Source organism: Streptomyces anulatus (assembly GCF_014650675.1).
Lineage (GTDB): Bacteria > Actinomycetota > Actinomycetes > Streptomycetales > Streptomycetaceae > Streptomyces > Streptomyces anulatus.
Genome location: NZ_BMVK01000014.1, coordinates 1 through 25406, shown reverse-complemented (window position 1 = coordinate 25406; position 25406 = coordinate 1). Strand labels below are relative to the sequence as shown.

Annotated in this window: 19 protein-coding genes; 14 read left to right on the top strand and 5 right to left on the bottom strand. The window is 72.3% G+C overall.

Annotated features, from left to right (window positions below; all coding sequences use genetic code 11):
• Window positions 1-41: 41 nt before the first annotated feature.
• Both manB and IE272_RS28315 read left to right on the top strand, forming a co-directional pair.
• A complete protein-coding gene (gene manB / locus IE272_RS28320; protein ID WP_050358996.1) occupies window positions 42-1133 on the top strand; it encodes a mannose-1-phosphate guanylyltransferase in 1092 nt (363 codons plus the stop codon).
• A gap of 66 nt (window positions 1134-1199) precedes the next feature.
• Window positions 1200-2279 (top strand): DNA-3-methyladenine glycosylase family protein, encoded by a 1080-nt coding sequence (locus IE272_RS28315; protein ID WP_190008689.1) that lies wholly within the window; start codon window positions 1200-1202, stop codon window positions 2277-2279.
• Between the two features lie 392 nt (window positions 2280-2671).
• Here IE272_RS28315 and IE272_RS28310 read toward each other — a convergent pair whose 3' ends face one another.
• From IE272_RS28310 to IE272_RS28300, 3 genes are read right to left on the bottom strand one after another with little or no spacing between them, the layout of a single operon-like run.
• Window positions 2672-4063, bottom strand: coding sequence for a coenzyme F420-0:L-glutamate ligase (locus IE272_RS28310; RefSeq protein WP_373304202.1), 1392 nt, complete (start codon window positions 4061-4063; stop codon window positions 2672-2674).
• The gene (gene cofD, locus IE272_RS28305) at window positions 4060-5016 is read right to left on the bottom strand and encodes a 2-phospho-L-lactate transferase (RefSeq protein WP_050358998.1); all 957 of its coding nucleotides are present in this window, start codon (window positions 5014-5016) and stop codon (window positions 4060-4062) included. Before cofD ends, IE272_RS28310 begins: the two co-directional genes overlap by 4 nt.
• Before the next feature lie 13 nt (window positions 5017-5029).
• Window positions 5030-5530, bottom strand: a complete 501-nt coding sequence (locus tag IE272_RS28300; protein ID WP_190008687.1) for a cysteine dioxygenase — start codon at window positions 5528-5530, stop codon at window positions 5030-5032.
• Between the two features lie 708 nt (window positions 5531-6238).
• On the opposite strand from IE272_RS28300, the gene IE272_RS28295 reads away from it, so the two are divergent.
• The 3 genes from IE272_RS28295 to IE272_RS28285 all read left to right on the top strand — a co-directional run bounded on the left by IE272_RS28295 (window position 6239) and on the right by IE272_RS28285 (window position 12444).
• Entirely contained in the window at window positions 6239-6502 is a 264-nt protein-coding gene (locus IE272_RS28295) for a WhiB family transcriptional regulator (protein WP_003968728.1), read from the top strand.
• Between the two features lie 507 nt (window positions 6503-7009).
• On the top strand, window positions 7010-10909 hold the full coding sequence (locus IE272_RS28290; protein ID WP_190008805.1) for a glycosyltransferase: 3900 nt from the start codon (window positions 7010-7012) through the stop codon (window positions 10907-10909).
• Window positions 10906-12444 (top strand): DUF5719 family protein, encoded by a 1539-nt coding sequence (locus tag IE272_RS28285; protein WP_190008685.1) that lies wholly within the window; start codon window positions 10906-10908, stop codon window positions 12442-12444. Before IE272_RS28290 ends, IE272_RS28285 begins: the two co-directional genes overlap by 4 nt.
• Window positions 12445-12466: 22 nt before the next feature.
• Here the strand turns inward: IE272_RS28285 and IE272_RS28280 are convergent, their stop codons facing one another.
• Window positions 12467-12895, bottom strand: coding sequence for a metallopeptidase family protein (locus IE272_RS28280; RefSeq protein ID WP_032792958.1), 429 nt, complete (start codon window positions 12893-12895; stop codon window positions 12467-12469).
• A 541-nt stretch (window positions 12896-13436) separates the two neighbouring features.
• On the opposite strand from IE272_RS28280, the gene IE272_RS28275 reads away from it, so the two are divergent.
• The 8 genes from IE272_RS28275 to IE272_RS28240 all read left to right on the top strand — a co-directional run bounded on the left by IE272_RS28275 (window position 13437) and on the right by IE272_RS28240 (window position 22855).
• Window positions 13437-13814, top strand: a complete 378-nt coding sequence (locus IE272_RS28275; protein WP_015608934.1) for a DUF3499 domain-containing protein — start codon at window positions 13437-13439, stop codon at window positions 13812-13814.
• 122 nt (window positions 13815-13936) lie between these two features.
• Window positions 13937-15307 carry a phosphomannomutase/phosphoglucomutase gene (locus IE272_RS28270; protein ID WP_190008683.1) on the top strand — a complete coding sequence of 457 codons (1371 nt, stop codon included), beginning with the start codon at window positions 13937-13939 and terminating at the stop codon, window positions 15305-15307.
• 807 nt (window positions 15308-16114) lie between these two features.
• The gene (locus IE272_RS28265) at window positions 16115-16297 is read left to right on the top strand and encodes a Trm112 family protein (RefSeq protein WP_190008682.1); all 183 of its coding nucleotides are present in this window, start codon (window positions 16115-16117) and stop codon (window positions 16295-16297) included.
• A gap of 184 nt (window positions 16298-16481) precedes the next feature.
• Window positions 16482-17618: an SIS domain-containing protein gene (locus IE272_RS28260; protein ID WP_056699072.1), complete on the top strand. Its 1137-nt coding sequence runs from the start codon at window positions 16482-16484 to the stop codon at window positions 17616-17618.
• Window positions 17619-17917: 299 nt separating this feature from the next.
• On the top strand, window positions 17918-19093 hold the full coding sequence (manA, locus tag IE272_RS28255; RefSeq protein ID WP_190008680.1) for a mannose-6-phosphate isomerase, class I: 1176 nt from the start codon (window positions 17918-17920) through the stop codon (window positions 19091-19093).
• Between the two features lie 87 nt (window positions 19094-19180).
• Complete coding sequence (locus IE272_RS28250) at window positions 19181-20173, top strand: cation diffusion facilitator family transporter (protein ID WP_050358667.1); 993 nt, start codon at window positions 19181-19183, stop codon at window positions 20171-20173.
• Window positions 20174-20560: 387 nt separating this feature from the next.
• Window positions 20561-22018 (top strand): adenosylhomocysteinase, encoded by a 1458-nt coding sequence (ahcY, locus tag IE272_RS28245; protein ID WP_050358666.1) that lies wholly within the window; start codon window positions 20561-20563, stop codon window positions 22016-22018.
• Between the two features lie 168 nt (window positions 22019-22186).
• Window positions 22187-22855, top strand: coding sequence for a hypothetical protein (locus IE272_RS28240; protein ID WP_050358665.1), 669 nt, complete (start codon window positions 22187-22189; stop codon window positions 22853-22855).
• Here IE272_RS28240 and IE272_RS28235 read toward each other — a convergent pair.
• On the bottom strand, window positions 22852-23961 hold the full coding sequence (locus IE272_RS28235; RefSeq protein ID WP_190008678.1) for an RDD family protein: 1110 nt from the start codon (window positions 23959-23961) through the stop codon (window positions 22852-22854). The genes IE272_RS28240 and IE272_RS28235 overlap by 4 nt on opposite strands.
• Before the next feature lie 119 nt (window positions 23962-24080).
• Between IE272_RS28235 and IE272_RS28230 the strand changes: the two genes are divergently transcribed.
• Window positions 24081-25088 (top strand): stage II sporulation protein M, encoded by a 1008-nt coding sequence (locus tag IE272_RS28230; RefSeq protein WP_050358663.1) that lies wholly within the window; start codon window positions 24081-24083, stop codon window positions 25086-25088.
• Window positions 25089-25406 lie beyond the last annotated feature (318 nt).

Below are 25406 nucleotides of genomic sequence, written 5' to 3'. Positions count from 1 at the left end.
CATATCCCGGCCAGGCCCCAGCAGGAAGCAGAGACGGTGCTGTGACAGAGGCAAAAGAAGCGATTCTCCTGGTCGGCGGCAAAGGCACCCGACTGCGCCCGCTCACGGTGCACACCCCGAAGCCGATGGTTCCGGCGGCGGGGGTCCCCTTCCTCACCCACCAGCTGGCGCGGGCCAGGGCGGCCGGGGTCGAGCACATCGTGCTCGCCACGTCCTACCTGGCGGAGGTCTTCGAGCCGTACTTCGGCGACGGTTCCTCGCTCGGCCTGCACATCGAGTACGTCACCGAGCAGGAGCCGCTCGGCACCGGCGGAGCCATCCGCAACGTCGCGCCGAAGCTGTCCTCGGGGCCGGACGAACCGGTCCTGATCTTCAACGGCGACATCCTGACCGGGCTCGACATCCGGGCCCTGGTCACCTCGCACACCGTCTCCGGGGCGGATGTCTCCCTCCACCTGACCCGGGTCGAGGACCCGCGCGCCTTCGGCCTCGTGCCGACGGACGCGACGGGCCGGGTCACGGCGTTCCTGGAGAAGCCGCAGACGCCGGAAGAGATCGTCACCGACCAGATCAACGCCGGGGCGTACATCTTCCGGCGCTCGGTCATCGACTCCATCCCGTCCGGCCGCCCGGTCTCCGTCGAACGCGAGACCTTCCCCGGACTGCTCGCCTCCGGCGCCCACCTCCAGGGCATGGTCGACTCCACGTACTGGCTGGACCTCGGAACCCCGGGCGCCTTCGTCCGCGGCTCCGCCGACCTGGTCCTCGGCCGCGCCCCGTCCCCGGCGGTCCCCGGCCGCTGCGGCGACCGCCTGGTCCTGCCGACCGCCTCCGTGGCCCCGGACGCCAAGCTCACCGGCGGCACGGTGGTCGGCGCCGGCGCGGTGATCGGCGCGGGCGCGAGAATAGACGGCTCGACGATCCTGGCCGACGCGGTCGTCGAAGCGGGCGCGGTCATCACGGACTCCCTGGTCGGGGCCGGCGCCAGGATCGGCGACCGTACGGTGCTGACGGGCGCGGTGATCGGCGACGGGGCGCAGGTGGGCGCGGACAACGAACTGCGCGACGGGATCAGGATCTGGTGCGGCGCGGTCCTGCCGGACGCCTCGGTCCGCTTCTCCTCGGACCAGTAGCCCCGCACCCGCACCCGTACCCTCGAAGGGACCGACCTCTCTCCCCCAGAACTCCGAGGCCCACCCGTGGCAGGACGATTCGCCCCCCGCTCGGCGCGAGCGGCGCTGCCGCACCAGGCGGCCGCCCCGGCGCTCCGGACGGCCGCGCCCTCGCACGACGGCCCGGCGGTCCGGGCGGCTGAGCCCTCGCACGGCGCTCCGGCGGTCCGGGCGGCTGAGCCCTCGCACGACGGCCCGCCGCTGACCCGGGAGTTGACCCCGCCCGGCCCGCTGGACCTCCGCCTCGTCCTCGGCCCCCTGCGCCGGGGCCCGGCGGACCCCACATTCCGGATGGTCGCGGACGGTACGTTCTGGCGGGCCACCCGTACGCCCGAGGGCCCCGGCACCCTGCGCGTCGCGGCGCGCGGCGACCGGATCGCGGCGACGGCCTGGGGCCCCGGCGCGGACTGGCTGCTGGCGGGGCTCCCCGCACTCCTGGGCGCGGACGACGACCCGGACGCCTTCGTCCCCCGCCACCGTCTGCTCGCCCTGACCCGCCACCGCCGCCCGGGCCTGCGACTCCTCCGCACGGGCCTGGTCATGGAATCGCTGATCCCCTCGATCCTGGAGCAGAAGGTCACCACGGACGAGGCGTACCGCGCCTGGCGCCACCTGGTCCGCCGCTTCGGGACCCCCGCCCCGGGCCCCACCGCGGAGCTGGGCCTGCACGTCATGCCGGACCCGCGGGGCTGGGCGATGATCCCGTCCTGGGAGTGGCACAGGGCGAACGTCGACGCCAAGCGATCGTCGACCATCCTGCGCGCGGTACGAGTGGCCCGCCGGCTGGAGGAGGCGGCGACGATGAACCTCCCCGAGGCCCTGACCCGCCTGGAACTGATCCCCGGCATCGGCCCCTGGACCGCGGCCGAGACCCTTCAGCGCTCCAACGGAGCACCGGACGCGGTCACGGTCGGCGACCTGCACCTCCCGGGCATCGTGGGCCACGCCCTGGCGGACCACCGAGACGCGGACGACGAGGAGATGCTGACCCTGCTGACCCCGTACGAAGGCCAACGCCACCGAGCGACCCGCCTGATCCTGCTCTCGGGCCACACCCCGAAACGCCGGTCCCCGAGGATGACCCCGGGCGACATCACCCACCTGTAGCCGTTCCGAGGCCCGGCGTTCCCGGCCCCTCAGGCGTCGCGTTCTCCTGGGCCTTTTCAGCCCCTCCGGCGTTTACTTCCAGCACCTCTGGCGCTGCTTCCGGCTCCTCCGGCGTTTGCTTCCAGCCCCTCCGGGGCTGCTTCCGGCTCCTCCGGCACTGCTTCCCGGCTCCTCCGGCGTTTGCTTCCAACACCTCCAGGGCTGCTTCCAGCCCCTCCGGAGTTGCTTCCAGCCCCTCCGGCGCTTGAGGAGCGGGGCCCGGGGCAGAGCCCCGAACCCAGCCCGTCCGGCGCTTGAGGACAAAGGGGCCCGGGGCGGAGCCCCTGTTTCGGGAAGGGGCGGGTAGGGGAAAGGCCCCGCGCAGCGGCACCCACGCCTCCCCGCCCCCCACCTCACCGCACGGTGAGAAACGCCTCCGCATCCCGAACGCCCCGCTCCCGAGGCACCCCCGCCGCATGCCCCACAGCCACCGCCCCCAACGGATCCCAGGACGACGGCAGCGACAACACCTCCCGCACCACGGACCGGCAGAACATCGTCGAGGACACCCACGCCGACCCCAGCCGCTCACCCGCCAGCGCCACCAGGAAGTTCTGCACACCGGCCCCCGCCGCGACCACGAACATCTCGCGCTCCGCCGTGTCCCGCCGCTCGTCCCCGTACGTATGGGAGCCATCCATCACCAGGCACGGCACCACCAGATACGGCGCGTTGCGCAGGACATCGCCGCGCCGCACCCGCTTGGCGATCGACTCCTCGCTCCTGCCGTCGCGCCGCAGATCCTCGATCCACGCGTCCCGCATCGCGTCGAGCAACCGGGTCCGCGACTCGGCGGACTCCAGCAGCACGAACCGCCACGGCGTCGTGTGATGAGGAGCCGGCGCGGTCACCGCCGCGGCAACCGCCCGCCGCACGGCCCCCGGATCCACCGGCTCGTCGGTGAACTCGCGCACCGTACGCCGCAGCGTCACCGCTTCACGGACCGCCTCCGACGTCCCGAGCCGGAACATGTCGTCGGCCGCACCCCGTACGAGCGCACGAGCGCCGGCGGAGTCCTCGTCGCCGGGGGACACCACGTGCCGCAGCCCCCGCACCACGGCGACCGGTAGCCCCTCCGCCTTGCCCTTGACCAGGTCCCCGGCCGCGGCCAGCTCGTCGGCCGTGGCCACGACCGTGGCGCTGAGCGGATTGCCGTACGCGTCCGTCCCGCCCCGCAGATCGTCCAGCACCCGCACCCCCGCCGCCCCGATCGCGACGTCGGTCAGCCCGTTGCGCCAGGGCCGCCCGAAGGTGTCCGTGACGACGACGCCGACCTCCACGCCGAGGGTGTCCCGCAACCCGTCCCGGATGGCCCGGGCGGAGGCGTCGGAATCCTCCGGCAGCAGCAGTACGGTCCCGGCCGGCGTGTTCGACGCGTCGACCCCGGCGGCGGCCAGGACCAGCCCCTGCCGGTTCTCCACGATCCGCAGCGTCCCGCGCCGGGCCACGACCCGCACGGTCTCGGCGTCTATGGCGGCCTCGCGGTCGGCGGCCCGGAGGACACGGCCCTCGGCCTTGGAAACGATCTTCGAGGTGACGAGCAGGATGTCCCCGTCGACCAGACCGGGCTCGGCCGCGGCGATCAGCTTGGCGAGATCGTCACCGGCCCGCACCTCGGGAATCCCGCCCAACGCCCAGACCTGAAACGAGGGCGCACCCCCGGAAGCCGCAGCGCCATCGGAAGCCCCAGGACCACCGTCACCAGCCCCAGGACCACCGTCACCGACCCCGGCAGAGCCGCTCACGCCCGGACCTCCTCGGCCAGATCCAACGCCTGCCGAGCCATCTCGGCGGTCGCGTCCACGTCCGTCATCATCAGCGGCACCGCCCGGCAGCGGATCCCCGCCGCCTCGACCTCGCCGACCGCACCCGCGTCCACCGTGTCCACCAGCCAGCCGTCCAGCAGCCCCGAACCGTAGTGCTGGGCCACCGCGGCGGCGGTCGACTCGACGCCCACCGCGGCGAGCACCTTGTCCGCCATCCCGCGCACGGGCGCGTCCCCGACGATGGGGGAGAGGCCGACGACCGGCACCCCGGCCTCGGCGATGGCCTCCCGGATCCCGGGCACGGCGAGGATCGTGCCGACGGACACCACCGGGTTCGACGGCGGGAAGACGATGACATCGGCCGAACCGATGGCCTCCAGCACCCCCGGAGCCGGCTTGGCCTGCTCCGCGCCGACCGGCACGATCGCCTGCGCCACGACGGAGGCGCGCAGCTTCACCCAGTACTCCTGGAAGTGGATCGCCTTGCTCTCGCCGTCCATCTCGACGGCGACATGCGTCTCGACCCGGTCGTCGGACATGGGGAGCAGCCGTACGCCCGGCTGCCACCGGGCGCAGAGCGCCTCGGTGACCGCGCTCAGCGGATAACCCGCGCCCAGCATCTGCGTACGGACGATATGGGTCGCGAAGTCGCGGTCGCCGAGCCCGAACCACTCGGGGCCCACTCCGTACGCCGCGAGCTCCTCCTTGACCTGGAAGGTCTCGTCGGTCCGCCCCCAGCCCTGCTCCTCGTTGATGCCACCGCCGAGGGTGTACATCACGGTGTCGAGGTCGGGACAGACCTTCAGCCCGAACAGATGGATGTCATCACCCGTGTTGCCGATCACCGTGATGTCCGCGTCGGGCGCGGCCTGCTTGAGGCCGCGAAGGAAGCGGGCACCGCCGATGCCACCGGCCAGAACAACAATGCGCATGCAGAGCAGTTTGTCAGGCGGGTACGGCGTCCACGGCCGTCGGGGCGCTTTGCGTGGCGTGCATCGGCATCTCGGTCAGGCCCGGGTAGTAGATGTGCAGACTCACGGCCGGTTCGAGCGAGTCGTTGACCACTTCATGGACGTACCCCGGGGCGAAGGCGCGCTGCGCGCCCGCGCCGAGAGCCCGCGTCCCGCGCTCGGTGTGCTCGGTCAACTCGCCTTCCAGGACCGTCAGTACGCCGGCGGAGAGGCCGTGGTCGTGACGCCCGCTGCCCTGCCCGGGCACCCAGCTGAGCAGCCACACCTCGTAGCCGGGGCCCTGGTGCAGGCGGTGGTACCAGCGGGAGGCGGAGTCGTACTGGATGATTCCGGCCCACTGTGCGCGGTCGGCCGCGATGGAACGCGCGAGGCCGACGAATTCGGAGACGGTGGAGGGGTGCTCGCGGGCGGGCTGCAGGAGGTGCTGGACCTCAAGGATGTCGCCGGCGATCTGAAGGTCGCTGTCGCTGTTCATGGCTGCGGTGGTTCCTCGGCATGGGGGGTGCACGTGCGGGGAGTCGCGGTGAGCGTCGGCAGCTCGGAACGAGCCGCGGAAAACGCGAGGTGCGGGGGAGAGCGGGGGAAGACGAAGAAAGACGCTCGACCGGAGAGGCTGGATCAGAGCTGGAGCGCTACGGCATCAACAGCTGTGACAGCTGGAACAGCAACAGCGGGCCTGGACAGCACTACGGAACCCACGGACGTGGGTGACCTGCATGGCTGTGGTCGCTGGCATGGCACCAAGGAGACCGGCTCGGACGTCCGCTGTCAACCCAATGCCCGAAATGGGGGCAATGTTTCACCCCTTCCGGTTGATGAGTTCGGAGAAAGGTTTATGCGCCCTTGAGCAGGGACATGTGGCGCATCATCCGCGCCCTCAAACGCGGCTGACGCTCCGTGACCTGACTGTGATCTTGATCGCTTCAGTGATCGAATCGCAACACAAGGGCGCCTTCGCTCGTCTCTCACGAGAGAGGGTGCTGGGTTGTGGAGCCTGTGGCATATGTCAGGTTTTTGCTGATTTGAACACTTTCTGCATACGCTTGGTTCCGCAGAGTGAATCCCTGGGCCAATAGCAGATCCTCGCTTGACTGGCCCGGAGCTACACACTTGTAATTTCACTCGTGTCGTTCAGCCGCAAACGGCTGCATCACGGGACGCAAGAGACAGACGAGGGGCGCACATGACCGAGCTGTTCCAGCAACTGCTGGTCGAGGACGCGGACGAGGAACTCGGCTGGCAGGAGCGCGCACTGTGCGCCCAGACCGATCCCGAGTCCTTCTTTCCCGAAAAGGGCGGATCCACCCGCGAGGCCAAGAAGGTCTGCCTCGCCTGTGAGGTGCGTTCGGAATGCCTTGAGTACGCCCTTTCCAACGACGAACGCTTCGGCATCTGGGGCGGGCTCTCCGAGCGGGAGCGACGGCGCCTCAAGAAGGCCGCCATCTGACGTCCGCCCCCGGCCGGCCCCGTCGTCGGACGCGTCGGGCACCGACCACCGCCCCCGACCGGACCCGGGCAGCACCCGGGCGCACCCCCGAACCACCCCGTACCGGACCCGGCCCCGAGCTTGCCCCGACGGGACCCCGGCGCATCCCGTACCGCCCACCCCCCCACCAGGCCTCCGGCGCACTCCGAAACATCCCCAACAAGCCCCAACAAGCCCGGCGCATCCCGGACCATCACCCGCCGCACCCACCCGCGAGCCGCAGAGCGACCCGCATCCCCGCATCTCCACCCCCGACGGCCCGTCCACCGACCCCTTCCCCGGGGCTCGGCCGACGGGCCGTAGGCATGTCCGCGCCCGGCCCCTTCACCCGCTCGGACCCCCGCCACCTGTCCGTACCGTTAGTGTGGGGCCCCGTCCGAGACGCGCCAACGCCCCGACGGCGCGCGCGTGTACACCGATGCAGCCCCCGGGGACGCCCCCGGACCCGGCCGGAGGGCCCGTACCTCGATGTCCGTGCACAGCCACTCGGCGGCGCCGAATGCGGCCGCCGCCGCCCCAGAGTTCCCCCGGCACGTCGTCACCGCCGTGCTCGTCTCCCACGACGGCGCCCGCTGGCTGCCCGACGTGCTGGCCGGGCTGCTCGGGCAGGAACGCCCCGTACAGAACGTCGTCGCCGCCGACACCGGCAGCGCCGACGACTCGGCCCGGCTGGTCACCGAGGCGCTCGGCGACGAACGCGTCCTGCACCTCGCACGCCGTACGAGCTTCGGCACCGCCGTCGACGAGGCGGCCCGCACGGCCGGAGTCCTGACCCCGGACGACCTGCCGTACCTCAAGCGCCCCAGCGGCTGGGACCCGGCCGGCCGGACCTGGGTCGACGAGAACTACGACCTTCCCGAACTGCCGCACGGCGAACCGGTCCAGTGGCTCTGGCTGCTGCACGACGACTGCGCCCCCGAGCCGGACGCGCTCGCCGAGATGCTGCGCGTCGTCGACACCGACAAGCACGCCACGATCGTCGGACCCAAACTGCGCGGCTGGTACGACCGCAAGCAGCTCCTCGAAGTCGGCGTCTCCATCGCCAACAGCGGACGCCGCTGGACGGGCCTGGACCGCCGCGAGCAGGACCAGGGCCAGCACGACCAGGTCCGTACCGTCCTGTCCGTCTCCTCCGCCGGCATGCTCATTCGCCGCGACGTCTACGAGGAGCTCGGCGGCTTCGACCGCAGGCTCCCGCTGATGCGCGACGACGTGGACCTGTGCTGGCGCGCCCACCTGGCGGGCCACCGGGTCCTCGTCGCCCCGGACGCCGTCCTGCGGCACGCCGAGGCCTCCGCCCGCGAACGCCGCCCCATCGACTGCGCCGGCCGCTCGGTCGCCAGCCCGCACCGCGTCGACAAGGCGGGCGCGGTCTACACGATGCTCGTCAACGCACGGGGCAAGGCCCTGCCCTGGGTCCTGCTCCGGCTCGTCGTCGGCACCCTGCTCCGTACCCTCGCCTACCTCGTCGGCAAGGTGCCCGGCCAGGCCCTCGACGAGGTCACCGGCCTCCTCGGCACCCTGCTGCGCCCCGGCCGCATCCTCGCCGCCCGCCGCAACCGGGGCAAGGGCGTCGTCGACGCCGCCGAGCTGCGCGCCCTGTTCCCGCCGCCGGGCGCGACCGTCCGGGCCACGGTCGACCAGGTCGCGGGCAACTTCGGAGGCCGTACGGACGCCGACTCGGGCGGTTCACGGCACGGGGCCGTCGAATCCGGCCCCGGCGGCGACGACGCCGACTTCCTGGAGATCGACCAGTTCGCCCGCCTCAAGCGCATCGGCCGCAAACCGGGGCCCATCCTCTTCGCACTGCTCCTGATCGTCTCCCTCATCGCCGGCCGCAACCTCCTCAGCGGCGGCGCACTGGCGGGCGGCGCCCTGCTGCCCGCCCCGGCCGAGGTCGGCGCGCTCTGGGGGCAGTACGCGGACGCCTGGCACACCGTCGGCACCGGCGGCACCCAGACCGCCCCGCCCTACCTCGCCCTGCTCGCCGCCCTGTCGGCCCTGTTCCTCGGCTCGACGGGCCTCGCCGTCAGCGTGCTGCTGGTCTGCTCGATCCCGCTGGCCGGGCTCACCGCCTACTTCGCCTCCCGCCCGCTGCTCCCCTCCCGGCTCCTGCGGGCCTGGGCGAGCGTCGCGTACGCCTTCCTGCCCGCCGCGACCGGCGCTCTCGCCACCGGCCGCCTGGGCACCGCCGTCCTTCTCGTCCTGCTCCCGCTGGCCGCCCGCGCGGGCGTCGCCGCCCACGGGCTGCGCGTGGACAGCGCGGCGGGGGAGCGCGGCAGTTGGCGCGCCACCTGGGCGTACACGCTGCTGCTGACCGTCATGATGGCGTTCACCCCGATCGTCTGGCCGCTCGCCGTGGTCCTCGGCATCGGCGTGCTCGTGCTGCGACGCGGCGACATCACGGCGTACGGACTCCGCTTCGTCGCCGCCGTCGGCACCCCGGTCCTGGTCCTCGCCCCCTGGTCCCTCACCCTCCTGACGAACCCGTCCGCGCTCCTGACCGAAGCGGGCCTGGACATCGGTACGGGAACGGCATCGGGCCTCGACCTGCTCGGCATCAGCCCCGGCGGCCCCGGCGCGGCGGGCGGCATCCTGCTCCTCGGCATCGTGCTGGCCGCGCTCGCCGCCCTGCTGCGCGAGGATCGGCAGTTCGCCGTCCGCACCGCCTGGGCCGTCGCGCTCGTCGGCTTCCTCTTCGCCGCCGTCGCCAACGGGTCCACCTGGGCCGGACCCGCCACCCTCGTCTACGGCGCCGCCCTGATCGCCGCCGCCCTGGTGGGCGCGGACGGGGCCCGCATCCGGGTCGCCGAGCAGAGCTTCGGCTGGCGCCAGCCCGTCGCCGCACTGATCGCGCTGGCCGCCGGAGCGGCCCCGGTCCTGGCCGCGTTCGGCTGGATGATCGGCGGCGCGGACGGGCCCCTGGAGCGACGCGACCCCGTCCAGGTGCCCGCCTTCGTGGCGGAGGAGAGCACCACCCGCGACCAGCCCCGCACCCTCGCCCTCGGCGGCAGCTCTCCCGACTCCGTGGCGTACAGCCTGGTCCGCGGCTCGGGCGCCCGCCTCGGCGACGGCGAACTCACCGAGGCGGGCGGCAGCAACAGCCACCTCGACAAGGTCGTCGCCAACCTCGTCGCCGGCTCCGGCGCCGACCAGGGCGGCCAGCTCAGCGGCTTCGCGATCCGCTACGTCCTCGTCCGGGACGGAGCACCGCGCCAGATGAGCCGGGTCCTCGACTCGACGCCCGGCCTCAGCCGCCTCAGCCAGCTCGACGGCAGCGCCCTGTGGCGGGTGGACCGCCAGGTCGCCCGCGTCATGATCACCCCGGCTTCCGGCGAGGGCGAGCACGTTCCGGTCGGCTCGGCCGCCGTCGAGGCCCACACCGAGATCCCGTCCGGCGAAGAGGGCCGCGTGCTGCGGATCGCGGACGCCGCCGACCCGGGCTGGACGGCGACCCTGGACGGCAAGCCGCTGACCCGCAAGACGGTCGACGGCTGGGCCCAGGGCTTCGAACTGCCCGCGGAGGGCGGCCGTCTGGACCTCACCTACGACGCCCCGATCACGCACACCGCGTGGATCTGGGCGCAGGCCGGGCTCCTCCTGGTCCTGGTGGTCATGGCGCTGCCGGGCCGCCGCCGGGAGATCGACGACGACCTGCCCGAGGAGGAGGCGCTCGCCGTCGCAGCCGAGCCGGTCGACGGAGAGGGCCGCCGCGCCCGCAGGCTGCGCGCCGCGGCCCAGGCCGAGGCGGCGGCCGCCGCCGAGGAGGCCGGGGACGCCGCCCACCCGGACGACCACGATCCGTCGCGGATCGCGGACCCGGCCGCGGACCCGGCCGTGAACCCGGGGGAGTACATCCCCGCGCAGCAGTCCGCCGACCCGTACGCCGCGAACCCCCCGGCGCACGACCCGCAGGAAGCCACCGGCGGCTATGCGGCGGTCCCGCAGCAGCAGTACGGCGAGTACGCGCAGTGGGACGGGCAGCAGCAGCCGGGCGCCGACTACTACACGCCGTACCAGCCGGACCCGTACGCCCAGCAGCAGCCGGAGCAACAACAGCAACAACAGCAACAGCAGAGCGCCGGCTACCAGGGATACGACGCCCAGGACCCCTACACGCAGCAGTACAGCGACCAGGGCACCTACAACGAGCAGGGCACGTACGGCGCGCAGGGTACGTACAACGACCAGGGCGCGTACGACGAGTACGGCCAGTACGTCGGCGGGCAGTACCAGCAGCCCCCCTACACCGCCCCCTACACCGCCCCCGACCAGCACCCCGCCGAGAACGGCGAACAGACCGACCCCCCGGCCCCGGGCCAGGCCCCGTGGCAGACCGGTAACGCATCGCGAGGCGAGTCCGAGTGAAGTCCACCCACCTGTCCCTGATCGCGGGCGCCGCCGTCCTGGCCGCCATCACCGGATTCGCGACGGTCACCGCGCCCGGCGCCCCGGCCGGCACCGGGCCGAAGTCCGCCGCGCTGCTGCCGGTCGAGCGCTCCAGCCTGGTCTGCCCGGCGCCCAGCAACTCCGAACTCGCGGAGACGCAGTACACCGCGTTCACCCCGGCGGGCGAGGGCGGCGACGCCAAGGGCACCGCCGAGCTGAAGCCGGCCCTGCCGGTCGTGGACGACGAGGACGAGACCGACCCGAAGAAGGTCAAGAAGGCCGAGGAAGCGGCGAAGAAGGCGAAGGAGAAGGCCGACAAGCCGGTGCTCGCCGTGAAGGAGCCCGGAAAGCCGGTCGTCGCCGAGGCGGACGGCTCCGACGCCCCGGCCCTCGTCGGCACGGCCACCGGCCGCCTTGCCCCCGGCTGGGCCGCACAGCAGATCACCGAGGTCACGGCGGGCGGCTCCCGAGGACTCCTCGGGGTCACCTGCACCGCCCCCGACACGGACTTCTGGTTCCCGGGCGCAAGCACCGCGAAGTCCCGCCAGGACTACCTCCACCTCACCAACCCCGAGGACTCCGCCGCCGTCGCCGACATCGAGCTGTACGGCCCCGAGGGCGCGCTCAAGTCCGACGTGGGCGACGGCATCACCGTGCCGGCCCGCTCCAGCGTCGCCGTACTGCTGTCCACCCTCACCACCGAGGCCGTCGACCAGCTGACCGCCCACGTCACCACCCGCTCGGGCCGGGTCGGCGCGGTCGTCCTCAGCGCCGACGACACCGCGGGCAGCGACTGGATCACCGCGTCCGAGGACCCCACCGGCACGCTCGTGCTGCCGGGCATCCCGGCCGACGCCACCTCCGTACAGCTGGTGGCGTTCGCTCCCGGCGAGGACGACGCGGACGTGAAGGTCCAGCTCATGGGGAAGAACGCGGCGTTCTCCCCGGCCGGGAACGCCACCCTGCACATCAAGTCCTCGATGACGGCGACCGTCGACCTCAAGGACGTCACCCGCGGCGAGCCGGGCTCCCTGCGCCTGAGCCCCGTCCAGAAGGACCGGGCGACCCCGATCGTGGCCGCGCTGCGCGTGGTCCGGGGCAAGGGCGACAAGCAGGAGATCGCCTACATCCCGGCCACCGGACCGGTCGGCGCACGGGCGAGCGTCCCGGACAACCGGGCCAAGGGCTCGACGCTGTCACTGACCGCGCCGGGCGCCACGGCCAAGGTGAAGGTCACCGCGTCGGCGGGCAGCGGCGGCGGCGAACCGGCCGTGGAGACGTACACGGTCAAGGCCGGCACGACCCTCGCCGTCACCCCGAAGGCCCCGGACGGGCTCAAGGGTGCCTACGCGCTGACCGTCGAGACGACGTCGGGCGGCCCGGTCCACGCGTCGCGCTCCCTGGCGCGCACGGAGGACGGCGTCCAGATGTTCACCGTGCAGACGCTCCCCGACGACGGGGGCACGGTCGAGGTCCCGACGGCCCGGCAGGACCTCTCGGTCCTGGACGACTGAGGGGCGCGCCCCGCCGCCGGCCCTAGTCCTGCCCGTACCGGGGGTCGACCGACTCGGGCGCCAGCCCCAGCAGCTCGGCGACCTGCTCGACGACGACCTCGTGCACGAGCAGGGCGCGCTCGTCGCGGCTCTTGGTGCGGATCTCGACGGGCCGCCGGTAGACGACGATCTGCGCGGGCCGCCCCTTCTCCGCGGACACCGAGCTGCCGAGCGGAACGATCTCCTCCGGGGTGCCGGGCACGTCGAGGACGACGAAGTCGACCTCGGCCAGCTGGGGCCAGCGCCGCTCCAGCCGTTCCACCGAGTCCTGGACCAGATCACGGAAGGTCTCGCCCCGGCTGGCCGACAGAGGCACCTGCGGTGGTGCGACCGGCCCGCGCATACCGCGGCCATGACGGTCACGGCGCCGGGGCCGCGGCTCGAACGGGTGGGGAGGTACGGAGCTGTCCATCACCGACGCAGCGTAACGCTCCGGGGGCCGGGGCGATCGTGGAGACGACGCGGCCGACCGGCCTTTGGGAAAAGCAGCCGATGGGCTCTCGGGGAGAGCAGCCGACGGGCTCTAGGGGAGAGCGGCCGACGGGCCTCTGAGGAGAGCGGCCGACGGGCTCTAGGGGAGAGCAGCTGACGGGCCTCTGAGGAGAGCGGCCGACCAGCCCCTGAGGCGAGCGGCCAACCGGCTCTCGCGGAAGGGGGCAGGCCTGCCTCAGGGAAGGGCGCCGTCCGGCATCCGGATGTCCACAGTTGAACATTTCGGCCAAGGTTGAGCCCTTTTCAGGCCCGAGATCTGATCATTGTCCCTGCGCCCGACGCCGCGATCCACCCCCGCCCGCGACCGGCACGACAACCGTGCGACAACCGGGCACCGCCCTGGCGCAGGTCAGGGTAGCCGCCCGGAACGCCGCTGTGCCGCAGGTCACAGGGCGACACGGTGGGGTGACCCGAGGGGGAGTCGTCGCAGCCCGCTCAAGAGTGCGGTACCGTCCAACATCGTGAGCCCTGTACGTCGCTGTTCGCGCACCGCGTGCGGCCGCCCTGCCGTCGCGACACTGACGTACGTCTATGCCGATTCGACTGCGGTCCTCGGCCCGCTCGCCACCTACGCCGAGCCCCACTGTTACGACCTCTGCGCCGAACACAGTGAGCGGCTTACCGCGCCACGGGGCTGGGAAGTGGTGCGGCTCTCCGACGGCTCCGCACCGGCGCACCCCAGCGGCGACGACCTGGAAGCACTGGCCAACGCGGTCCGCGAAGCGGCACGCCCGCACGACCGGGGCCCGGACGGCGGGGGCCGGGGACCGCGCTCCGCCGACCCGGTGGAGGTCGCGCGCCGCGGGCACCTGAGGGTGCTGCGCTCTCCCGACTCCTGAGACGCCCGCCTGAAGCCCGCTCCTGTGGACCGGGGCCGAGGGCCGACGGTGGAGGCCGACTCCTGAGGTACCGACCGGCCGGGTAGTTTGGGCGCTCCGCAAAGACCCCAGGAGGACCGGCCGTGGTTGCTGATCTGTCGCAGCTCGTGAAGGCGTACGACGTGCGCGGAGTGGTGCCCGACCAGTGGGACGAATCGCTGGCCGAACTCTTCGGAGCCGCGTTCGTCCAGGTCACGGCCGCCGAAGCGATCGTGATCGGCCATGACATGCGCCCCACGTCGCCGGGACTCGCCGGCGCGTTCGCCCGGGGAGCGGCGGCCCGGGGCGCGGACGTCACGCTCATCGGCCTCTGCTCGACGGACCAGCTGTACTACGCGTCGGGGGCCCTCTGCCTCCCCGGGGCGATGTTCACGGCCTCGCACAACCCGGCGCAGTACAACGGCATCAAGATGTGCCGGGCGGGCGCCGCCCCGGTCGGCCAGGACACCGGCCTCGCCGAGATCCGCACCCTGGTCGAGCAGTGGTCGGAAGGCGCCCCCCGGCCGGCGGCCGCCACCACCTTCGGCACGATCACCGAGCGGGACACCCTCACCGACTACGCGTCCCACCTCCTCGGCCTGGTCGCCCTGTCCGCGATCCGCCCCCTGAAGGTCGTGGTGGACGCGGGCAACGGCATGGGCGGCCACACGGTCCCCACGGTCTTCGAGGGCCTCCCGCTCGACCTCGTACCGATGTACTTCGAGCTGGACGGCACCTTCCCCCACCACGAGGCGAACCCCCTCGACCCCAAGAACATCGTCGACCTCCAGGCCCGCGTCCTCGCCGAGGGCGCCGACCTCGGCCTCGCCTTCGACGGCGACGCGGACCGCTGCTTCGTGGTCGACGAGCGGGGCGCGGGCGTCTCCCCCTCCGCGATCACGGCCCTGGTCGCCGCCCGCGAGCTGGCCCGCAACGGCGGCGAGGGCATCGTCATCCACAACCTGATCACCTCCTGGTCCGTCCCCGAGGTGGTCCGCGAGAACGGCGGCACCCCGGTCCGCACCCGCGTCGGCCACTCCTTCATCAAGACGGAGATGGCGGAGCACGGGGCGATCTTCGGCGGCGAGCACTCGGCGCACTACTACTTCCGCGACTTCTGGAACGCCGACACGGGCATGCTCGCCGCCCTCCACGTACTCGCCGCACTCGGCGGCCAGGAGAAGCCGCTCTCCGAGCTGGTCGCGGAGTACGACCGGTACAGCGGCTCCGGCGAGATCAACTCCACCGTCGCCGACCAGACCGCCAGCCTGGCCACGGTCAGGAAGGTCTACGGCGCCCGCGACGGCATCACCTTCGACGACCTGGACGGCCTCACGGTCACGGCCGCTGACTGGTGGTTCAACCTCCGAGCCTCGAACACGGAACCGCTGCTGCGCCTGAACGTCGAGGCGAGGGACGAGAAGACGATGGCGGCGGTACGCGACGAGGTCCTGACCCTGATCCGCAAAGCCTGAACCAGCCGACGATCACCCCGGCCCACCCCACCCCAGCACCTCCGAAGTCCGCACCCGGCCCCGCCCCGCCCCTGCCCGGCTCGGCCTTGCTCCGTCCGGCCTTGCCCCGTCCGGCCTTGCCCGGCCCGGCCCCACCTGGCCTGGCCCTACCCGGCCCCGCCTTGCCCCGTCCCGTCCGGCCTTGCCCGGCCCCACCCCGCGCGGCCCGGCTCTACCTGGCCCGGCCCCACTCCGTCCTGCCCGGCCCCGCTTCACCCATCCCGCCCGGCCCTGTGCCCGCCCGGCCCCCCCGCCTCACCCGGCCCACCTGGTCTGGCCCCCCGCCTCATCCCACCCCGCCTTGCCCTGTCCCGCCCTGTCCCACCCCGCCCCGTCCCACCCCGCCCGGCCTCGCCTGCCCCGCCTGCCACATCCCGCCGAACCCGGCCCCGCCTTGCCCCGTCCCGCCTCACCTCACCCGCCCCACCTCATTCCCTCTTGGCCCCGGCTCTTTCAGCCTCTCGGCGTGCGCTCTCCCCCACTCCCTCTCGGGCCCCGCTCTTTCAGCCCCTCCGGCGTTTGAGGAGCGGGGTCCGGGGCGGAGCCCCGGTTACGGGAAGGGGCGGGGCGGGGAGAGGGCCCGCCGCAGGCGCCCACCCCACCCCGGGCCACACGCACCCGGGCCACACCCCACCCGCACGGCAGACCCCCCACCCCCATCCCCCGTTTCATCCCCCCGGCCAGGCCGCGCCCCCTCCACCCCAGCGGTAGGCTGACGACGCCTGATCCACGCGGATCGGAACTCGCATGCTCGAAGGGACTCACCCCATGGCGCTCGAAGCCGGCCTCCTGGAGATCCTGGCCTGCCCGGCCTGCCACTCCCCGCTCGACGACCGTTCGGCGGCCGACAGCCCCGAGCTGGTCTGCACGGGCAACGACTGCGGCCTGGCCTACCCGGTCCGGGACGGCATCCCGGTCCTTCTCGTCGACGAGGCGAGCCGCCCCGCCTGACCGCGAGCGATACGCGTACGGGCAGGACGAGGCAGGACGGCCGTGGCAGCGCACGACAGCCGGGCCCGACCACAGGCGGGGCCACACCGTTCGGCACCGCGCCCGTCCAGGCGGCGGCCACGCCACCGCGTCCGTACCCGCATCCGCAGCCCGCACCCCACCCGGTGATCGGAGGCCCACCGCCATGCTCGACGAGTCCTTGCTCGACGCCCCGGAAGCCCTGGCCCGAGCCGACCGCCGCGATCTCCTGCGCGGCGCCGCCGAGGCAGGCGCCCGGGTCCGTACCGCCGCCCGGCACGCCGCCGAGGCAGGCATCGGCGGCCTGAACCCGGAGGGCCGGCCACGAGCCGTCCTCGTCGCGGGCCCCGGCACCGCCGCCTCCGGGGTCGCCGACCTGATCGGCGCGCTGGCGGGCGCGGCCGCCCCCGTCGTCCGTATCCACCCCACGGGCGTCGCCGCCGCCCCCGGCGCCCTCCGCTGGGCCCTGCCCGGCTGGGCCGGATCCGTGGACCTGCTCCTCATCGCGACCGCCGACGGTTCCGAACCGGGCCTCGCCCTGCTCGCCGAGCAGGCCTACCGCCGAGGCTGCACCGTCGTCGCCGTCGCCCCCACCCGCTCACCGCTGCGCGAGGCGGTCAACGGTGTGCACGGCCTGGTCGTCCCGATGGCCGCCGCCCCGCACGGCGAGTACGACGCGGAGACCTCGGCCGCCGGCCCCGGCACGCTGTGGGCCCTGCTCACCCCCCTGCTGGCGCTCCTGGACCGGGTCGGCCTGGTGACCGCTCCTCCCGAGGACCTGCAGAAGGTGGCGGACCGTCTGGACCGCACCGCGGAACGCTGCGGTCCGGCCATCGCCACGTACAGCAACCCGGCCAAGACGCTCGCCGCCGAGCTCGCCGACAGCCTGCCGCTGCTGTGGACGGAGGGCGACGCCGCGGGCCCGGTGGGACGCCGCTTCGCCGCCGTCCTGTCCGAACTCGCCGGCCGCCCCGCCCTGGCCGCGGAACTGCCCGAGGCGCTGCCCTCGCACGGCACGCTCCTCGCCGGGGACTTCGCGGCAGGCGCGGACCCCGACGACTTCTTCCGCGACCGGGTCGACGAGGGCGAGACGCTGAGGGCCCGGGTCGTCCTGCTCCGGGACCGCCCGACGGGAGGCCTCAGCGCCTACCCGGCAGCCCGGGAGCTCGCGCTCGGCCACGACACCCCCGTGAGCGAGCTGGAGCCGGAGGAGGGCAGCGAACTGGAGGCCGTGGCCGAACTGCTCGCGATCACCGACTTCGCAGCGGTCTACCTGTCACTGGCCTCGACCCCCCAGCCCTGACAACAGCACAGGAACACCCCAGAGGGACCGCACCCACAGGGCAACAGCAACACCCCCACAGGGACCGCACCCACAGGGCAGCACCCCACAAGGACCGCACCCACAGGGCGACACCCCCACAGGGACCACACCCGCGGGCAACACCCCACAAGCAACGCACCCGCCAGGCAACACCCCAGGCAACACCGCCCCCAGGGACCGCGTCACCCCCCGGCCACCCCCACGACGCCAGGACCTCACGTAACACTGATACCCCTGGTCACACACCCACCCGATCCGCCCCACCCGAGGACGACTCCATGGACCGGCTGTCCAACACCGTGCGCCCCTACGCCTGGGGGTCCACCACGGCCATTCCCGCCCTGCTCGGCATCGCGCCCACCGGCGAACCGCAGGCCGAGATGTGGATGGGAGCCCACCCCGGAGCGCCCTCGCGTATCACCCGTACCACCGCTTCCGGTGAGGCGGAACTGGCCCTCACCGAGGCCATCGACGCCGACCCGGAGGGGGAGCTCGGCGCGCAGACGGTCGCCCGGTTCGGCCCCCGCCTCCCCTTCCTCCTGAAGCTCCTCGCCGCCGGAGCGCCCCTCTCCGTCCAGGTCCACCCGAACCTGGAGCAGGCCGGCGAGGGCTACGCCGACGAGGAGGCCCGGGGCGTCCCGATCGACGCCCCGCACCGCACGTACAAGGACGCGAACCACAAGCCCGAACTCATCTGCGCCCTCACCCCCTTCGACGGACTGTGCGGCTTCCGCAGGCCCACCGAGGCGGCGGACGCGATGGAGGCGCTGGGAGTCGACTCCCTCAAGCCGTACGTGGACCTCCTCCGCGCCCACCCCGAGGAGGCGGCCCTCCGCGAGGTGCTCACGGCGATCCTCGGCGCGGAACCGGCGGAGATGGCGGAGACCGTGGCGGAGGCGGCGGCCGCAGCCGAGCGCCTCGGCGGCGCCCACGCCCCGTACGCCCGTATCGCCCACCACTTCCCCGGCGACCCCGGGGTACTGGCCGCGATGCTGCTGAACTACGTGCAACTCCAGCCCGGAGAAGCCCTGTTCCTCGGTGCGGGCGTCCCGCACGCCTATCTCGACGGCCTCGGCGTCGAGATCATGGCCAACTCGGACAACGTGCTGCGCTGCGGCCTGACCCCCAAGCACATCGACGTCCCCGAACTCCTGCGCATCGTCCGGTTCGAGGCCACCGAGCCCGGCGTGCTGCGCCCGGAGGCGGCCCCGTCGGGCGAGGAGCTCTACGAGACCCCCGCGGACGAGTTCGCCCTGTCCCGCTACACCCTCGCGTCAGGGGCGGCCCTCACCGAGCTGACCGCCCCCACGCCCCAGATCCTGCTCTGCACCGCGGGATCGGTCACCGTCGGCGAACTCACCCTCGGACCGGGGGAGTCCGCGTACGTTCCGGCCGACGAGACCGTCGCGGCGGCGGGACCGGGAACACTCTTCCGGGCCACCGTGCCGGCCTGACCCACGGACCGTCCCGACGGCTGCAACAATGTGCCGCCTCACCGCGGCGGCACATGCCGCGCACCGACGAAGGGACACCACGCACTCATGAGCGCGTCAGGCGGAACCAAGGCGATCGTGGCGGCACTCGTCGCCAACCTCTCGATCGCCGTGGCCAAATTCGTAGCGTTCCTCTTCAGTGGTTCGTCGTCGATGCTCGCGGAGAGCGTCCACTCGCTCGCCGACTCGGGCAACCAGGGACTCCTGCTGCTCGGCGGCAAGAAGGCGAAGCGCGAAGCCACTCCTCAGCACCCCTTCGGCTACGGGCGCGAGCGCTACATCTACGCGTTCCTCGTCTCCATCGTCCTCTTCTCGGTCGGCGGCATGTTCGCGGTCTACGAGGGCTACGAGAAGATCAAGCACCCGCACGAGATCGAGGCCTGGTACTGGCCGGTCGGGGTCCTGGTCTTCGCGATCATCGCCGAGATCTTCTCCTTCCGTACGGCGATCCGTGAGTCCAACCAGACGCGCGGCGACCGCTCCTGGACCGAATTCGTCCGCCGGTCCAAGGCGCCCGAACTCCCGGTCGTTCTCCTGGAGGACCTCGGCGCGCTCGTCGGCCTGGTCCTGGCGCTCGCGGGCGTCGGCCTCGCCCTCGGCACCGGCAACGGCGTCTGGGACGGCATCGGCACCCTCTGCATCGGCATCCTGCTGATCCTCATCGCGATCGTCCTGGCCGTCGAGACGAAGTCCCTCCTGCTCGGCGAGTCCGCCGGCATCGAGGACGTCGAGAACATCAAGGCGGCCGTGGTGGACGGCGAGACCGTCACCCGCATCATCCACATGCGCACCCTCCACCTCGGCCCCGAGGAGCTGCTGGTCGCCGCCAAGATCGCGGTCCGGCACGACGAGACCGCGGCCGAGGTCGCCGACGCCATCAACGCCGCCGAGAACCGCATCCGCGCAGCGTGCCCGATCGCCCGGGTCATCTACCTGGAGCCGGACATCTACAACGCGGACGCCGCAGCGACCGGAACCAACCCGGGCAAGACGACCGAAGCCCCGGACACCACCACCGGCGGAACCGGCTCCGCCACGTAAACGGGCGCTGGCACGGGCACTGGCACGGGCGCTGGCACGAGCACCGAAACAAGAACCGACACGGGCGAGAGCCCGGGCGGGAACCAGGCCTCGAAGAATTCTGGCCACTGACCCACCGCACACCAGCCCCGATCGGCCCGGTGACCCCTCACACACGCCCCTCTCCACGAACGGGCTGGGGCTCACTGGGCCGTTCGGTGTAGATTCGGATACGGATAACAGACGTCGCTGCTGATGGCGGTCGACCGGCTGGCGGGAGCGAGCCGGGCGAGGGACAGAGGGCCTCCGACGGACTGCACCGCGAACACCCGGGCATCCGTATGCCCGCCGTGCCGCGGAGTCAGCCCACACAGCCCACCCTCGACCCATCACGAGGAGCAGCCCGTTATGACGACGGCCACCAACCGCCAGGACTTCAAGGTCGCCGACCTCTCCCTCGCCCCCTTCGGGCGCAAGGAGATCACGCTCGCCGAGCACGAGATGCCCGGCCTGATGTCGATCCGCAAGGAGTTCGCCGCCGCTCAGCCGCTGGCCGGCGCCCGGATCACCGGCTCGCTGCACATGACCGTGCAGACCGCCGTGCTCATCGAGACCCTCGTCGCCCTGGGCGCCGAGGTCCGCTGGGCCTCCTGCAACATCTTCTCCACCCAGGACCACGCCGCCGCGGCCATCGCGGTCGGCCCGAACGGCACTCCGGAAGCCCCCGCGGGCGTCCCGGTCTTCGCCTGGAAGGGCGAGACGCTGGAGGAGTACTGGTGGTGCACGGAGCAGGCGCTGACCTGGCCGAACACCCCCACCGGCGGCCCGAACATGATCCTGGACGACGGCGGCGACGCCACCCTCCTCGTCCACAAGGGCGTCGAGTTCGAGAAGGCCGGCGCCGCCCCGGACCCGTCGACCGCGGACAGCGAGGAGTACGCCCACATCCTCACCCTGCTGAACCGCACCCTCGGCGAGGCCCCGCAGAAGTGGACCCAGCTCGCGTCCGAGATCCGCGGTGTCACCGAGGAGACGACGACGGGTGTGCACCGCCTGTACGAGATGCACCGTGACGGTTCCCTCCTGTTCCCCGCGATCAACGTGAACGACGCGGTGACCAAGTCGAAGTTCGACAACAAGTACGGCTGCCGCCACTCCCTCATCGACGGCATCAACCGCGCCACCGACGTCCTGATCGGCGGCAAGACCGCCGTCGTCTTCGGCTACGGCGACGTGGGCAAGGGTTGCGCGGAGTCCCTGCGCGGCCAGGGCGCCCGGGTGATCATCACGGAGATCGACCCGATCTGCGCGCTGCAGGCGGCGATGGACGGCTACCAGGTGGCCACGCTGGACGACGTCGTGGAGCAGGCGGACATCTTCGTCACCACGACGGGCAACAAGGACATCATCATGGCCAAGGACATGGCCCGGATGAAGCACCAGGCGATCGTCGGGAACATCGGCCACTTCGACAACGAGATCGACATGGCCGGCCTCGCGAAGATCGACGGCATCGTCAAGGACGAGGTCAAGCCCCAGGTCCACACCTGGACGTTCTCCGACGGCAAGGTCCTCATCGTCCTGTCCGAGGGCCGCCTCCTCAACCTGGGCAACGCGACCGGGCACCCGTCCTTCGTGATGTCCAACAGCTTCGCGGACCAGACCCTCGCGCAGATCGAGCTGTTCACGAAGCCCGAGGAGTACCCGACCGACGTGTACGTGCTGCCCAAGCACCTGGACGAGAAGGTCGCCCGACTCCACCTCGACGCCCTGGGCGTCAGGCTCACGACGCTGCGCCCCGAGCAGGCGGCGTACATCGGTGTCGAGGTAGAGGGCCCGTACAAGCCCGACCACTACCGCTACTGACCCGTCCGAGGTCACTGATCCACCTCGGTGTTCGGGAGGCAGACCTCCCGAACACCGAGCGGCGTCAGAACCCTCAGCAGCAGATCCGAGTGCAGGCCCCCGCACCCCCGTGCCGGGGGCCTGCTCCCGTTACCGCCCCCGCACAGCCCGAGGAACCCGAAGGACCCCATGCCCCGCGGCAGGTATTCGCTCCACGACCTTCACGATCACACCCCCCTCGGCGAAGAACACTTCCACTGCGCCCCCGGCCCCTCCGGCTGGCGCTACGTCTCCCAGACCACATCCCCCGCCGGAGACCACCTCGGCTCCGTCGACCTCGCCCTGGACGAGCTGGGCCGGCCCATCCGCCTTGAACTCCATGCCGCGAGCTGGCAGGTGCGAGGAGCAGCCCTGGAAGGGGTCACCTGGGTCCGGACCGACCCGACCGGCAGCCACGCCACCGAAGGCAACGTCCGCGCCCACGCCTTCGCCGGCACGTCCCCCGCGTTCCTCATCGCCATGACCCGTCTCCTGCGCCTCACCCCCGCTTCCCCCACGACCCGCGTCCGCGTGGTCACCTTCACGGACCCGGTCCTCGCACCCAGGACCGTCGACCAGTCCTGGGCTCTGGTGAACAGTGAAGCGCACGCCACTGACAACGGCCCTCTGACGGTGGACGAATACCAGGTCAGCGCCCTGGACACCGGGGAACAGCACACCATCCACATCGCCGGTGACGTGGTTCTCGCGGCACCGGGCATCGAGCTCGAACACCTGGAGACGCCTCCGTCTCCCCGCGCCTCCGGCACCCCGGCCGACCAGGACCTGTCGCCCGGATCCGGGCCGGACACCGCCTAGCCGGGCGGAGCGAACCCGGCCGAGGGCGCACCCCCGCGCCGCGGCTCATGAACACCGGCGGCACCGCCTCCCGCCCCGGAACCGGCCCCACCAGACCCGCCACCGACAGAGCCACCCACACCACCGGACTCAACGGCCCCACCGAACCCACCAGCCTCAGGGGCCCCAGCGGCTCCGGGGCCCCCAGGAGCCCCGACGTACCCCCCGGCCACGACAGGCACCGAACCCCCGAAGCGCCCGCCAGGCCCGCCCGACCCGCCAGGCCCGCCCGACCCGCCAGGCCCGCCCGACCCGCCAGGCCCGCCCGACCCGCCAGGCGCGGCGCCCCCGGACGGTACGGGCCCCTCGGCCCGGGGCCCGGCGAAAACGCGCCGCGCATCCCGCGACTGCCGCTCATGAACCACCGCGGCCAGGAACGCGGCCGCCGGAACGCCCTGCGGCGTGGCGGCTCCCGTCCGTGCGACCAGTTCACCGGCCAGCCGCTCCGCGATCGAACGCCCCACGCCGGGATCCAGCTGCTGCATCCGGGTCAGGTACTGCCGTATCGCGAGCCAGAGTTCGTCGGGCACGGCCGACAGATCCAGCTGCGCGAACCGGCCGACCAGCCAGGGCGGGGGAGGCGGCACGGAGACGGACCGGCCCGTGGCCGCGACCCGTTCCCGGATCACCAGCGTCCCGGCGAACACGTCACCGATCCGGCGCCCCCGCGCCGACACCAGGGACGCGATCGAGGCCAGGGCACCGAAGGTCATGAGGATCTCGACGAGCCCCATCGCCCCGCGCACGAGCGCGTGCCGGAACCGGATCGGCCCACCGTCGTCCCGCACCACCCGCAGCCCGCAGGCCAGCTTTCCCAGCGAGCGGCCATGACTCAGCGTCTCCACCGCGACCGGCCCACCGATCAGGACCAGCAGGAAGGAGGCCACCCCGATCGCCGCGACCGCTGCCTCGTCCAACGAGACGGAAGCGATGCCCAGTACGACCGACACGAGGATGAAGACGACGAACGTCACCGCCAGGTCGATCGCCGAGGCCAGCGCCCGGCTAGGCAGCCGCGCGGGCCTCAACCCCAGAACGACCGCGTCCCCGGTCACCAGCTCACTCATCGGGCCCCACCCTTCGCCGACCTTCTCTGCCCCAGCCGGGCACAGTCTGCCAAGCTGACCGCCAGCGCGCCGCAGTAGTACGGACCCGTACGCACCCTTGCCTGGAGCAACAGCCGCCCATGGACCTCGACGTCTTCGTCACCGCCCACCGCACGGAGTGGGACCGCCTCGAACACCTCCTGCGCCGGGGCCGCCGCCTCACAGGCGCGGAAGCGGACGAACTCGTCGTCCTCTACCAACGCACGGCGACCCATCTCTCTCTCGTCCAGTCGAGCAGCCCCGACCCACTCCTCACCGGACGTCTCACCCAGCTCGTGGCCCGCGCCCGGTCGACGGTGACCGGCACCCGCAAGGCCTCCTGGCGGGACGCGGCCCGGTTCCTCACCGCGGGATTCCCCGCCGCGATCTATCGCTCGCGCCACTGGTGGATTCCCACAGCGGTGCTCTCGACAGCACTGGCGGCACTGCTGGGCTGGTGGATCGGGACCCACCCCGAGGTACAGGCCGCGATAGCCGCGCCGGAAGACCTCCGTGCGATGACCCGGCCGGGCGGGGAGTACGAGACCTACTACTCCAGCCATCCGGCGGCGTCGTTCGCGGCGCAGGTATGGACGAACAATGCGCAGGCCGCGGCTCTGTGCCTGGTCCTGGGGGCGTTCCTCTGCATACCGGTGATCTGGATCCTCTTCCTCAACATGCTCAACCTGGGCGTCGGCATAGGCCTCATGTCCTCCGCGGGCCGTCTCGACGTCTTCCTCGGCCTGGTGCTTCCCCACGGCCTGCTCGAACTGACCGCGGTGTTCGTCGCCGCCGGCACGGGGCTGCGCCTCGGCTGGACCGTGATCGACCCCGGCCCTCTGTCACGCCGGACCGCCCTGGCTCAGCAGGGCCGCGCCGCCCTGGGCATGGCGATCGGTCTGGCGCTGGTCCTGTTCGTCTCCGGTCTCATCGAGGGCTTCGTGACCCCGTCCGGTCTTCCGACCTGGGCCCGGATCGCCATCGGCATAGCCGCTGAGCTGGCCTTTCTCGCATACGTCTACATCCTGGGAGGCCGTGCGGCCCGCGCCGGCGACACAGGCGACCTCACAGCGGTCGAACGCAGCGCCGAACTTCCCACCGCAGCCTGACCACCGATGTGCTTTCACCCCTACTGACCTGCTAGTGTCCTCCTCGCCCACAAAAACCGTTGACACGGCAGATGTGGGGAGGTAGAATTGAACGGTTGCCTCGGACTAGACAGGTTCGAGTTGAGCGCGTAGTATCTATCTCGCTCGTGCGGGAGTGCTTGTTAACTCCGCCGGGCCAAATGATTCTCCTTTCTCGAATCTCATCGGGTCGTTCGTTTAGCTCCGTGAGTTTCTGATAAAGTCGGATCCGCCGAAAGGCGAGGCCACTCCACAGGCCACCGGAAATCAAATTCGGACCGGAAACGGAACGGAAAAGAG